Source organism: Pelomonas sp. Root1237, assembly GCF_001425055.1.
Lineage (GTDB): Bacteria > Pseudomonadota > Gammaproteobacteria > Burkholderiales > Burkholderiaceae_C > Pelomonas.
On the sequence record NZ_LMDK01000018.1, the window covers coordinates 252,438 to 264,722 of the forward strand.

A 12,285-nucleotide genomic window follows, 5' to 3' on the forward strand; every position below is an offset into this window, starting at 1 on the left:
GTTCGCAGCCGGCTTTTTGCTTTCGAGATGAGGCGTGTCAGCCAATGCGTCCGAGCAGCAGGTACTCCATGAGTGCCTTCTGCACGTGCATTCTGTTTTGGTGTGCACCCGCCGCGACCGCGGCTTCACTTTGCTGCGCAAAGTGAGTGCACCCCGAATCGCATGCTGGCCCTGGCGGGCCACCGTCTCGGCCGTCAGCCGATCCGGCCGAGCAAAAGGTACTCCATGAGTGCCTTTTGCACGTGCATGCGATTCTCCGCCTCGTCCCATACGACGGATTGCGGCCCATCGATGACGTCCGCCGCCACTTCCTCGCCGCGATGGGCCGGCAGGCAGTGCATGAAAAGGGCGTCCGGCTTGGCGCGAGCCATCATCTGCGTGTCCACGCACCAATCCGCGAACGCAGCCTTGCGAGCCTCGTTCTCGGCTTCGTAGCCCATGCTGGTCCAGACGTCGGTCGTCACCAGGTCGGCGCCGTCGCAGGCCTCGCGCGGGTCGTTGAACACGCGGTAGCAGCTCGCGTCCTTGATACCGGCCACTGCCGGGTCCACACCATAGCCGCTCGGTGTGCTGACATGGACCTTGAAGCCAAGGATCTCGGCCGCCTGCAGCCAGGTGTTGGCCATGTTGTTGCCGTCCCCCACCCAGGCGACGACACGGCCCTTCAGGCAGTCCATGTCGATGGCGCCGCGCCGGTCCATGCCGCGGTTCTCGATGAAGGTGAACAGGTCGGCCAGGATCTGGCAGGGGTGGTACTCGTTGGTCAGGCCGTTGATGACCGGCACGCGCGAATGCGCCGCAAACGCCTCGAGCTTGCTCTGCTCGAAGGTGCGGATCATGACGATGTCGACCATGCGGCTGATGACGCGCGCCGAGTCCTCCACCGGCTCGGCTCGGCCGAGCTGGCTGTCGCCCGTCGTCAGGTGCACAACGGAGCCGCCCATCTGGTACATGCCCGCCTCGAAGCTGACGCGCGTGCGCGTGCTGGCCTTCTCGAAGATCATGGCCAGCGTGCGGTCCTGCAGCGGCTGGTATTTTTCGTAGTTCTTGAAGCGGCGCTTGATGATGCCGGCGCGGTCGAACAGGTGGGCGTATTCCTCGGCGCGCAGGTCTTTGAACTGCAGATAGTGACGCATCAGTGCATCCCCCGGCTTCATGGCTTGGGCTGCGCAAGCAGCGCTTTGATCAGCGGCACGAGGCGGGCAGCGATTTCGCGCGCTTCGTCGTGCGTCAGGATCAGCGGTGGCAGCAGGCGCACCACGCGGTCGGCCGTCACGCTGATCAGCAGGCCGGCATCCAGGGCTTGACCCAGCAGCGGGCCGGCCGGGCGATCCAACTCGATGCCCAGCATCAGGCCCTGGCCGCGGATCTCGACCAGGCCCGACTCGCCAGCCAGGCCCTCGGCGAGGGCGCCGCGCAGCGTGGCGCCCACGGCTTCGGCATTGGCCAGCAGGCCGTCCTCTTCCATGATCTTCAACGTCTCGACGCCGGCGCGCATGGCCAGCGGGTTGCCGCCAAAGGTCGTGCCGTGGTTGCCGGCCTTCAGCACGCCGGCGGCGCGCGGCCCGCAGACGACGGCGCCGATGGGCACGCCCGAGCCCAGGCCCTTGGCCAGCGGCATGACGTCCGGCTTGATGCCGGCCCACTGGTGGGCGAACCACTTGCCGGTGCGGCCGATGCCGCATTGCACCTCGTCCAGCATCAGCAGCAGGTCGCGCTCGTCGCAGACGCGGCGCAGTGCCTGCAGGAACTCGACGCGGGCCGGGTTGATGCCGCCTTCGCCCTGGATGGTCTCCAGGAAGATGGCCGTGATGTTGGGGTGAGTGGCCAGGGCGGCCTCGAGGGCGGCAATGTCGTTGAGCGGCACGCGCACGAAGCCCGGCACCAGCGGCCCGAAGCCGGCCTGGATCTTGGGATTGGCCGTGGCCGACAGCGTCGCGATCGAGCGGCCGTGGAAGGCGCCCTCGAAGACCAGCACCTCGGGCGAGGTATTGCCGCGGTCATGGCCGAACTTGCGGGCGATCTTCAACGCCGCCTCGTTGGCCTCGAGTCCGCTATTGCAGAAGAAGACATTGGCCAGGCCCGAAACCTCGCAGAGCTTGGCGGCCAGTTGCTCCTGCAGCGGCACGCGGTAGTAGTTGCTGGTGTGGATCAGCTTGGAGAGCTGATCTTGCAACGCCGGCACCAGGCGCGGGTGGTTGTGGCCCAGCGTGTTGACCGCGATACCGCCCAGTCCATCCAGCAGTCGTCGGCCTTCCGTGTCCCAGACCCAGCAGCCCTGGCCGTGCGAAAGCGCAACGGGCAGGCGGCCATAGGTCGGCATGACATGGGGCTCGGACGAGGGAGGGACAGCGTTCATCGGGTCTCCTGATGAGTCGAGAAAAAAGGAACTTTTGATTCTAAGGTTGATGCCGCAGCAATTGCTGCGCCGCAGCAGATGGCTTGGCGTCGAGGCACAATACCGGTCTTTGGCAGCGGCGCCCCGCTGTACCGCGAAGCCCCTCTGTCCATGACCGTTGCCCCCCCGCCGCGCGAAGTCTTCATCCAAGGTGTCACTCTGGATGGAAAAACCTTCCGACCGAGCGACTGGGCCGAGCGGCTGGCGGGCGCAATGTCCTGCTTTCGACCCGGCGGCGCGCGCGGCGGCATTGGTGCCTACATCGGCTATTCGCCGCTGTGTGTCCCCACCGTCATCAACGGCGTGAAGTGCGTTGTCGTCAACGAAGAGCTCAAGCGCCTCGAACCCATGGCCTGGGACTTCGTCATGAACTTCGCGCGCGACAACAACCTGCAAGTTGCCGACGCCTGCCTGCTGCCCGACGGCCCAGGCGGTAAATCGGGCGCTTGATTTCGTCTCTCCTAGCAAGAGTCCCAGGACGCACCTGGGCGGGGCGCCGTTATCCTCGCCGGCAATGTTTGGAAACATGCCGATAAACGACAGCGCCGCCACCATCGCCGCAGATCCGCTCCCCACCGCGCCGGCCGTGGCGGCGGAGCGCACGCTGACGCCGGTCTGGGTGCTGTTGCGCGGCCTGTCACGCGCCAGCGGGCATTGGGGGGTTTTCCCCGAACATCTGCTGCGCGAATTGCGTGCGTTGCAACCGGCGTCCCGGCTGCTGCTGCTGGATCTGCCCGGTACGGGTGCGCTGCGCCGCCAGGCCAGTCCTACCCAGGTGTTGGCCATCGTTGATGCTTGCCGTGAACAGTTGCAACGCCTCGGCGTCAATGGGCCGGTGTCGCTGGTCGGCATGTCGCTGGGCGGCGCGGTGCTGAGCGAATGGGCGAGCCGCTATCCCAGCGAGGTTGAGGCCGGCGTGCTGATCAACCCCAGCCTGCGGCCTTTCAGCGAGTTGTTTCGCAAGCCGCATCCGCTGAACTATCTTGGCCTGTTGCTGCTGTCCCTCAGCCGCTTCAGCGCCCGCATGCGGGAGGAGAGGGTGCTCAGCCTGACGACGCGGTTGACGCCGACTCCGGCCATCATCGACCGCTGGGTGGAGTTGCAGCGCCAGCACCCGCTCGGTGTTCGCAACACGGCCCGCCAGTTGCTCGCCAGCATGCGCTATCGCGCCAGCCGCACTCGCCCGGCTGCGCCCATGCTGCTGTTGTGCAGCAAAGCGGATGGGCTCGTCGACTGGCGTTGCTCGCAGGCCATCAGCCGTGCCTGGGGAGCGCCGCTGCGCCTGCACACCAAGGCCGGCCACGATCTGCCGCTGGATGACCCGCAGTGGGTGGCCCGGGCCGTCGCCGAGTGGCTGCGCGACCGCAGCATCCAGGGCGTCGTGCCAGGCGAGTGGCATTGAAATGCAAGCGGCCCGCAGGTGCGGGCCGCAGATGCAAAGAGGCCCGCTTGCGCGGGCCTCTTTGCTTGCACCAGAGCTGGATTGCTTCTTAGGCGGCGAGCGCCTTGATCTTGGCGGACAGGCGGCTCTTGTGACGAGCAGCCTTGTTCTTGTGGAAGATGCCCTTGTCGGCGACAGAGTCGATGACGGCTTGGGCAGCCTTGAACAGGTCAGCGGCCTTGGACTTGTCGCCCGCGGTCACAGCCTTTTGCACGTTCTTGACGACCGTACGGTATTTGGAGCGAAGCGCAGTATTCGCGGCGTTGAGCTTGGCGTCCTGGCGGACGCGCTTGAGACCCGACGCCAGGCGAACCGTCTTCTTCTTGGCTTTGGAGCTGGTAGCCATGCTGTATCTATACCCAGTTGGTGCAAAGACGACGAGTATAGCCCGAAATCAGGGTTAAAGCCAAGTGCCTGGGACGAGTATCGAAGAAGGCGCCATTCACGACACAGATAATCCGCCGCCATGAATCTGCTGCGCGCTGCGTCGACCATTTCCCTGCTGACCCTGACCTCGCGCATCACCGGCCTTGTCCGCGAAACCATGGTGGCGGGCCTTTTCGGCGCCACCGGAATGACCGATGCGTTTCTCGTCGCGTTCCGGATCCCGAACCTGCTGCGACGTCTGTTTGCTGAGGGCGCATTTTCGCAGGCCTTCGTGCCGCTGCTGGCGGCGACGCGGGCCACCGAGGGCGAAGCGGCAACGAAGCGCCTCATCGACGCCGTCGCGACCGTGCTGTTATGGGCGCTGATGGCGACCTCGGTGATTGGTGTGGTCGCAGCGCCCCTCTTGGTCTGGCTGCTCGGCGGCGGGCTGCCGGAGCCGGCGTTCGACGCATCCGTCGTCATGACGCGCTTCATGTTCCCCTATATCGGCTGCATGTCGCTGGTGGCCCTGTCGGCGGGCATCCTGAACACCTGGCGACGCTTTGTCGTGCCGGCGGCAACGCCGGTGCTGCTCAACCTCAGCGTCGTCGCCGTCGGCTGGGCCTTGGTCGGGCCGCTTGAGCGCGCGGGCTATCCGGGTATCTATGCGATGGCCTTCGGTGTCATGCTCGGCGGCGTGCTGCAATTGCTGGCGCAGTGGCCGGCGCTGCGGGCCATCGGCGTGACGCCGCGCATGCGGTTCAGCTGGCAAGGCTTCCGGGAGGCACGTGCCAATCCGGGTGTCAGCCGCGTCATGCTGGGCATGGGGCCGGCGCTGCTGGGTGTCGGTGTGTCCCAGCTGTCGCTGATGATCAACACGCAGATCTCCAGCCGCCTCGGCGAGGGCGCGACCTCCTGGCTGAACTATGCCGACCGCCTGATGGAATTCCCCATCGGCCTGCTCGGCGTGGCGCTCAGCGCGGTCCTGACCCCGCAGTTGTCCGCTGCCCAGGCTTCGGGCGAGAGCGAGCGCTACAGCCGCCTGCTCGACTGGGGCCTGCGCATGGTGATGCTGTTCGCGTTGCCCTGCGCCGTCGCCCTGCTGGTCTTCGCCGAACCGTTGACGGCCGTGCTCTACCACCGCGGCGCCTTCACGGCGACCGACGTGGCCCACACAGCGCAGTCGGTCATGGGCTGGGGTGTTGGCCTGCTGGGCCTGATCGCGGTGAAGGTGCTGGCGCCCGGCTTCTTCGCCCGCCAGGACACCGGCACGCCGGCCAAGATCGCCGTCGCCGTGCTGGTGCTGACGCAAGGATTCAACCTTGTCTTCGTGCCCTGGATCGGTGTCGCGGGCCTGGCCCTGTCCATCGGCCTGGGCGCGCTGGTCAATGCGGGCTGGCTGTTCTGGGGGCTGAAGAAGCTGGGTAGCTACCGCCCCGAGCCTGGCTGGCTGGCCTTCGGCCTGCGTGTGGTGCTGGCTTGTGCAGCCATGGGCCTGTTGCAATGGCAGTTGGCCAGCAGGCTGGACTGGCTCGGCCTGGGCGCGCACGAGATCCGGCGCGGTCTCGTCATGGCGGCCAGCCTGGCGGGCAGCGCCCTCGTCTATTTCGCGGTGCTGCTGCTGGTTGGCATGCGGCCCCGTGCGCTCGGGCGCCCGAGCTGATGAAGTACGCAGCGCCGACTCCGCTGGACTACTTCGCCACGCTGGTGGCGGAGGATGAGAGCCTCAATCTGCTCGAGGCCGCCATCAGCCTGGCCCAGGACGAATATCCCCAGCTTGATGTCCAGGCTGCGCTGTCCAAGGTGGATGCGCTGGCGCGCCGCCTGCGTGAGCGCATCACGTCGGAGACTGTGCCGGCCGAGCGGCTGCACCAGCTGACACGTTTCTTCCACGGCGAACTCGGCTTTGCCGGCAATCTGAACAATTACTACGCGGCCGAGAACAGCTTCGTGCATCGCGTGCTGGAGACGCGGCGTGGCATTCCCATCACGCTGGCCGTGCTGCTGTTGGAGCTTGCCGAGCAGGCGGGCCTGCGCGCTGCGGGCGTCGCTTTCCCGGGGCATTTCCTCGTCAAATGCCGCGTCGGGCTTGGCGAGGTCGTTATCGACCCCTTCACGGGCGAATCGCTGTCAGCCACGCGGCTGGACGAGCGCCTGGCCGTCTACCGCCATGGCAGCGAGCTGCCCGCCGACCTGGAGTTGCCGCTGGAGTTCTTCCTGCGCGCTGCATCCAAGCGCCAGATCCTGGCACGCATGCTGCGCAATCTGAAGGAAGTTCACCGCGCCGCCGAGGACTGGCCGCGGCTGCTGGCCGTGCAACAGCGCCTCGTCATCCTGCTGCCGGGCGACCCGGTGGAGCGCCGCGATCGCGGCCTGGTGCTGGCGACGCTGGGCGCGTTTGCTGCTGCCGCCGACGATCTGGCCTTCTATCTTGCCGAGCGGGGCGATGCACCCGACGCCGCGGGATTGCGAACCCGCCTGGCGATGCTGCTTGACCAGGCCCGGCCGCCGCTTCAGTGACAATCCGCGCCCGCCCGCCCACCACCATGATGAAGCTCAGCAAGCACCAACGCACCGCCCTGGCCTGGGGCGGTGTCGCCCTGGGCGTCATTCTTCTGCTGTGGCTGCTGTCGCCCGTGCTGGCGCCCTTCATCGCGGCCCTGGTGCTGGCGTACGCGTTGGCGCCCGCGGTGCAGGCCCTGGTGAACCGGCGCGTGCCGCGGTCGCTGGCGGTGCTGATGGTCGAGCTGCTGTTTGCGATGGCCCTGCTGGCTTTGGTGCTGCTGGTGCTTCCCATCCTCAGCAAAGAGCTGCCGGCGCTGCGCGAGCAGATTCCTGCATTGGCGAAACTGGCCAATGACAAGCTTTCACCCTGGCTGGCGGAGCACGGCATCTACATGCAGCTCGACCCGGCCAGCATCAAGGCCTTCGTGCTGAAGTACCTGGATGCCAATTTCGAAGAGTGGCTGGCGACGGCGCTGAGCTCGGCCCGCATCGGCGGCAGCTTCCTGCTCGCCTTCATCGGCAATGCGGTGCTGCTGCCCGTCGTGCTTTTCTATCTGCTGGACGACTGGCCGGGCCTGGTCGAGCGCATGCGCGCTCTCGTGCCGCCAGCGGCGCGCGATTCGGTTGGCAGCTTCCTCGACGAATGCCATGAGACGCTGGGCCAGTACCTGCGCGGTCAATTGCTCGTCATGGGGGCTCTGGCCATCTTCTACAGCGTCGGCCTGGCGCTGGCGCGCTTCGATCTGGCCTTGCCCATCGGCGTCTTCACCGGCTTGGCGGTTTTCATTCCCTATCTGGGCTTTGGCCTGGGCCTGGTGCTGGCGCTGCTGGCAGGCTTGCTGCAATTCGCAAATCTTTATGGCGTTCTCGCCGTCGCCATCGTCTTTGGCATCGGCCAACTGCTGGAAAGCTTCGTGCTGACGCCGCGCTTCGTCGGCGAGCGCATCGGCATGAGCCCGCTGATGGTCATCTTCGCGCTGCTGGCCTTCGGTCATCTGCTCGGCTTTGTCGGCGTGCTGATTGCGCTGCCGCTGTCGGCTGTGGCGGCAGTCGCGGTCAAGCGCCTGCATCGCGCCTATCTCGAGAGTTCGCTGTTCCGTTAGCCGTTCAATGAGGCAGATCCCGCTTGCGCTGCTGGCGCCGCCCGCGCACAGCTTCGACAACTTCCTGCCCGGCGCCAATGCCGAGGCTCTGGCCTACCTGCTGGGCCTGCAGCCGGGCGATCCACCCGCGCTGCTCTGGGGCCCGACCGGCTCGGGCAAGAGCCATCTGCTGCAGGCATTGGCCGAGCGCTGGCAGGCGGCCGGCCAGCGCGTCGCCTGGTACGACGCCGAGACGGCCTTGCCCTGGGAGCTGCCGGCCCACGAGAGCCTGTTGCTGCTGGACGATTGCCAGCGCTTTGACGCCGGCCAGCAGCATGCCGCTTTTGCCCTTTTTGTAGCGACGGCGGGGCAGGGCTATACCGTCGTTGCAACGGCCGATGCGCCAGCCGTCGACCTGGCCGTGCGCGAAGACCTGCGTACGCGCCTGGGCTGGGGCCCGAGCTTTGCGCTTGAACCGCTGCGCGAGGCCGAAATGCGTGCCGTGCTGCGCCGCGAGGCCGATCGCCGCGGCCTGCTGCTCGGCGACGAGGTGCTGTCCTATCTGCTGACCCGCTTCGAGCGCAATCTCAAGGGGCTGATGGCCCTGCTCGAGCGGCTGGATGAATTCGCGATGTCAGCCAAGCGCGCGCTGACACTGCCGCTGCTGAAGGCCATGCTGGCCGACGAGGCCGTTGAAGAAAAATTCGACTCTGACCCTAATTTATGAATCTCACGCTGTTTGACCTGGATGGGACGCTGATCCCCATGGATTCCGACCATGCCTTCGGTGGTTTCATGGTGGAGGTGGGCTGGGTGGACGGCGTGGTCTGGGGTGCGAAGAACGACGAGTTCTTTGCCCAGTACAACGCGGGAACGTTGGACCTGCCGGCGTATATCGACTTCGCAACGTCCGCCTGGCGCTCCCGCCCGCTGGCCGAGGCGCTGGCCATGCGGGAGCGCTTCATGGCCGAGGTCATGCGCCCGGCGCTGCGGCCCGAGGCCGTTGCGCTGGTCGAGAAGCACCGTGCAGCGGGCGACCTCATCGCCCTGGTCACGGCGACCAATGAATTCGTCACAGCGCCGATTGCAGCGGCCTTTGGCATCGCGCACCTGATCGCCGTCGAGCTGGAACGCGACGCCGAGCAGCGCTACACCGGAGCCATTCGCGGCATCCCGAGCTTCCGCGAGGGCAAGATCGCGCGCGTCGAGGGCTGGTTGCAGGGCCTGGGGGCACAATGGCGCGATTTCGAGCGTGTGAACTTCTTCAGCGACTCGACCAACGATCTGCCCCTGCTTGAACGCGTCAGCCACCCTGTGGCGACCAATCCCAGCCCGACCCTCGCTGCGATCGCCGCCGAACGGGGCTGGCCCCAGTTGCACCTCTTCGCATGATCAAAAAGTTCATCGACAAACTGCTTGGCAAACCCGCCGCAGCCCCCAAGAAGACCAGCCCGCTGGGCAAACGGGTGGAGGTGACGGCCGAGGTTCACGGCATCAACCCGGATCTGCTCGACGAGCGCGCCGTCAAGGTCGTCAAGACGTTGACCGATGCGGGTTTCGAGGCCTATATCGTCGGCGGCGCCGTGCGCGACCTGCTGCTGAACATGCGGCCCAAGGACTTCGACGTCGCGACCAATGCGACGCCCGAACAGGTCAAGGGGCTGTTTCGCCGTGCTTTCATCATCGGCCGGCGCTTTCGCATCGTTCACGTTGTCTACGGCCGCGGTCGTGAGCACGAAGTGATCGAGGTCTCGACCTTCCGCGCGCTGCCGACGGAATCAGAAGCCATCGCCGGCAACGAGAAGACGGGCAAAGCCGAGCTGGATGGCAAGCATCACGCCGTGGACGCAAGCGGCCGCGTGCTGCGCGACAACGTCTGGGGCCCGCAGATCGAGGATGCTGCCCGTCGCGACTACACGGTCAACGCGATGTATTACGACCCGCAGCGCCAACTGGTGGTGGACTACCACGGTGGCCTCGCCGACGCCAAGGCCAAGCTGCTGCGCATGATCGGCGATCCCGAAACCCGCTACCGCGAGGACCCGGTCCGCATCATCCGCGCCGTGCGCTTCGCCGCCAAGCTGGGCTTCACGCTCGAGCCCAAGACGCTGGCGCCGGTGAAAGCCTCGTCGGCGCTGCTGGCCAATGTGCCGGCCTCGCGCCTCTTCGACGAGATGATCAAGCTGTTGCAGACCGGCCATTCCCTGGCCAGCATCGCGCAGTTGAAGAAGCTGGGTCTGGGCCGCGGCGTGTTCGCAATGCTGGACGCCATGCTGACCGAAACCGGTGACCTGCACGAGGGCATTCGCGGCAACTTTGTGCGGCAGGCCTTCGAGGACACCGACCGGCGCGTGCAGGAAGGCCGCGGCGTCAGCCCCAGCTTCATGCTCGCCTGCATGCTCTGGCATGAAGTGCTGGACCGCTGGACCAAGATCCGCAACGGCGGCGAACCGCCCGTGCCGGCACTGGCCCAGGCGATCGACGCCGTCTTCGATGCCCGCATCGGCGACATCTCCGGCCGCGGCAAGCTGGCGGCCGACATGCGCGAAATCTGGATGATGCAGACCCGCTTCGAGCGCCGTACCGGCTCGGGTGTGTTCAGCCTCATCGAGCAGCCGCGCTACCGTGCCGGCTTCGACTTCCTGCGCCTGCGCGCCGACGTCGGCGAGATCGACCCGGCCCTGGCCGACTGGTGGGAGGACTTTGCGCTGGGCAGCGATGACGACCGTCAGGCCCTGCTGGCCGACGCCCGTGCGACCCAGCAGAAGCAGCCCCGCGTTGTGCGTGCACCGCGTCCCGAGGCGCCGGCCGGTGAAGAAACCGAGCCGGCGGCCGATGACGCGCCGGCCAAGAAACGCCGCCGTCGCCGCCGCAAGCCGGGTGGCGGGGAGGGCGCCGCAGCGCCCGCAACTGCCGCCGAGTGAGCTCGCGCGCCTACGTCGGACTGGGCGCCAACCTGGGCGCCGACCCTTCTGCCACGTTGACGCAGGCAGCGTTGCGCCTTGCGGCGCTGCCGGGCAGCCATGTCGCGGCGCTGTCCAGCGTCTGGCGCAGCGCGCCGGTGGATGCTGGCGGTCCGGACTTCCTGAACGCCGTCGTGGCACTGGACACGACGCTTCTACCCATTGAACTATTGGACGCGCTGCAGGCCATCGAACTGGCGCACGGCCGGGAGCGGCCCTACCGCAATGCGCCGCGCACGCTGGATCTCGACTTGTTGCTCTATGGCGAGCTGACCCTCGACACGCCACGGCTGACGCTGCCCCACCCGCGCCTTGGCGAACGCGCCTTCGTGTTGCGCCCGCTGCTGGAGATAGCGCCGGAGCTGGTGCATTTGGCGGCTGGGAAGGGCTGGCAGACCCAGCGCGTCGAGCGGCTCGGCCCGCTGTCCCTCTGACCTGGAGATACGAAGATGTTCTCGACCCTCGCCGGCTGGCAGACCGTCGGCTTGCTGCTGCTGTCCAACGTCTTCATGACTTTCGCCTGGTATGGCCATCTCAAGGGCCTGGCGACCAAGCCTTGGTGGATAGCCGCCCTCATCAGCTGGGGTATCGCGCTGTTTGAGTACTTGCTTCAGGTGCCGGCCAACCGCATCGGCCATGGCGCCGGCTTCAGCTTGGCCCAGCTGAAGATCACGCAAGAAGTCATCACGCTTGCCGTCTTCGTGCCCTTCAGCCTGTACTACATGGGTGAACCGCTGAAGCTGGATTTCCTCTGGGCGGGTTTGTGTCTGATGGGCGCTGTCTACTTCATCTTCAGGTCGGCTTGATGACGGTTCGGTGACGGCGCCCGGTAAACTCCGACCCTTCGAGAGATCAAGGACGCCCATGCTGTTTGGCAAGCTGCTGCCCCGTGAGGGCAATTTTTTTGAGCTGTTCAATGAGCACGGTGGCTTCATCCTGGAAGGTGCGCGCGCCTTCCAGAAAATGATTGAAAACTATGCCGACCCAGCGCTGCGCGCGCAGTACGCCGACGAGGTCGACAAGGCCGAGCATGCCGCCGACCGCGTCACCGCCGAGGTGAACCGGCTGCTGCACCGCACGTTCATCACGCCCATTGATCGCGAGCAGATCCACGGCCTGATCAACGCGATGGACGACATCGTCGATCTGCTGCAGGATTCATCCGAGACGCTGTCGCTCTACGATGTGCGCGCCGTGCCCGAGCAGGTTCTGCAGTTGTGCACGCTGTCGGTGCGCTGTTGCGAGCGCGTGCAGCATGCCGTGACGCTGCTGCCGCACCTCAGCAAACCTGCCACGACCGAAGCAGCCCTCAAGACCTGCGAGGAGATCGACCGCCTGGAGTCCGATGCCGACCGTGTCATGCGCTCGGCGATGTCTCGTCTGTTTCGCGAGCAGGAGGACGTGCGCGAGCTGATCAAGCTCAAGGCGATCTACGAGCAGCTCGAATCCATTTCCGATCGCTGCGAAGACGTCGCCAATCTGATCGAGGGCATCGTCCTCGAGAACTCCTGACCGCCGAGATGAATCGAC

The 12,285-nt window shown here is 66.3% G+C and carries 14 protein-coding genes; 11 read left to right on the forward strand and 3 right to left on the reverse strand.

Annotated elements, in window-relative coordinates:
- Positions 1–194: 194 nt before the first annotated feature.
- Both argF and ASC91_RS21815 read right to left on the reverse strand, forming a co-directional pair.
- Positions 195–1,157 (reverse strand): ornithine carbamoyltransferase, encoded by a 963-nt coding sequence (gene argF / locus ASC91_RS21810; protein ID WP_056201873.1) that lies wholly within the window; start codon positions 1,155–1,157, stop codon positions 195–197.
- Complete coding sequence (locus ASC91_RS21815) at positions 1,154–2,359, reverse strand: aspartate aminotransferase family protein (RefSeq protein WP_056201876.1); 1,206 nt, start codon at positions 2,357–2,359, stop codon at positions 1,154–1,156. The genes argF and ASC91_RS21815 overlap by 4 nt, the downstream gene beginning before the upstream one ends.
- Before the next feature lie 150 nt (positions 2,360–2,509).
- On the opposite strand from ASC91_RS21815, the gene ASC91_RS21820 reads away from it, so the two are divergent.
- Positions 2,510–2,848, forward strand: a complete 339-nt coding sequence (locus ASC91_RS21820) for a DUF3579 domain-containing protein (protein ID WP_056202489.1) — start codon at positions 2,510–2,512, stop codon at positions 2,846–2,848.
- 76 nt (positions 2,849–2,924) lie between these two features.
- The gene (locus ASC91_RS21825; RefSeq protein ID WP_056201879.1) at positions 2,925–3,800 is read left to right on the forward strand and encodes an alpha/beta fold hydrolase; all 876 of its coding nucleotides are present in this window, start codon (positions 2,925–2,927) and stop codon (positions 3,798–3,800) included.
- An 88-nt stretch (positions 3,801–3,888) separates the two neighbouring features.
- Here the strand turns inward: ASC91_RS21825 and rpsT are convergent, their stop codons facing one another.
- Complete coding sequence (gene rpsT, locus ASC91_RS21830) at positions 3,889–4,185, reverse strand: 30S ribosomal protein S20 (protein WP_056201882.1); 297 nt, start codon at positions 4,183–4,185, stop codon at positions 3,889–3,891.
- A 120-nt stretch (positions 4,186–4,305) separates the two neighbouring features.
- Between rpsT and murJ the strand changes: the two genes are divergently transcribed.
- Genes murJ through ASC91_RS21875 form a run of 9 tightly spaced genes read left to right on the forward strand, consistent with a single transcriptional unit; the run spans position 4,306 to position 12,267 of the window.
- Positions 4,306–5,868, forward strand: a complete 1,563-nt coding sequence (gene murJ / locus ASC91_RS21835; RefSeq protein WP_056201885.1) for a murein biosynthesis integral membrane protein MurJ — start codon at positions 4,306–4,308, stop codon at positions 5,866–5,868.
- Positions 5,868–6,725: a SirB1 family protein gene (locus tag ASC91_RS21840; protein WP_056201888.1), complete on the forward strand. Its 858-nt coding sequence runs from the start codon at positions 5,868–5,870 to the stop codon at positions 6,723–6,725. The genes murJ and ASC91_RS21840 overlap by 1 nt, the downstream gene beginning before the upstream one ends.
- 26 nt (positions 6,726–6,751) lie before the next feature.
- The gene (locus ASC91_RS21845) at positions 6,752–7,813 is read left to right on the forward strand and encodes an AI-2E family transporter (RefSeq protein ID WP_327082893.1); all 1,062 of its coding nucleotides are present in this window, start codon (positions 6,752–6,754) and stop codon (positions 7,811–7,813) included.
- 7 nt (positions 7,814–7,820) lie between these two features.
- The gene (gene hda / locus ASC91_RS21850; protein WP_056201891.1) at positions 7,821–8,519 is read left to right on the forward strand and encodes a DnaA regulatory inactivator Hda; all 699 of its coding nucleotides are present in this window, start codon (positions 7,821–7,823) and stop codon (positions 8,517–8,519) included.
- On the forward strand, positions 8,516–9,184 hold the full coding sequence (locus ASC91_RS21855) for an HAD family phosphatase (RefSeq protein WP_056201894.1): 669 nt from the start codon (positions 8,516–8,518) through the stop codon (positions 9,182–9,184). Before hda ends, ASC91_RS21855 begins: the two co-directional genes overlap by 4 nt.
- Positions 9,181–10,716, forward strand: a complete 1,536-nt coding sequence (gene pcnB, locus ASC91_RS21860; RefSeq protein WP_056201898.1) for a polynucleotide adenylyltransferase PcnB — start codon at positions 9,181–9,183, stop codon at positions 10,714–10,716. Before ASC91_RS21855 ends, pcnB begins: the two co-directional genes overlap by 4 nt.
- A complete protein-coding gene (gene folK, locus ASC91_RS21865) occupies positions 10,713–11,189 on the forward strand; it encodes a 2-amino-4-hydroxy-6-hydroxymethyldihydropteridine diphosphokinase (protein ID WP_056201900.1) in 477 nt (158 codons plus the stop codon). Before pcnB ends, folK begins: the two co-directional genes overlap by 4 nt.
- Before the next feature lie 15 nt (positions 11,190–11,204).
- Positions 11,205–11,561 (forward strand): DMT family protein, encoded by a 357-nt coding sequence (locus tag ASC91_RS21870; RefSeq protein WP_056201903.1) that lies wholly within the window; start codon positions 11,205–11,207, stop codon positions 11,559–11,561.
- A 58-nt stretch (positions 11,562–11,619) separates the two neighbouring features.
- On the forward strand, positions 11,620–12,267 hold the full coding sequence (locus ASC91_RS21875; protein ID WP_056201905.1) for a DUF47 domain-containing protein: 648 nt from the start codon (positions 11,620–11,622) through the stop codon (positions 12,265–12,267).
- The last annotated feature ends 18 nt before the right edge of the window (positions 12,268–12,285 follow it).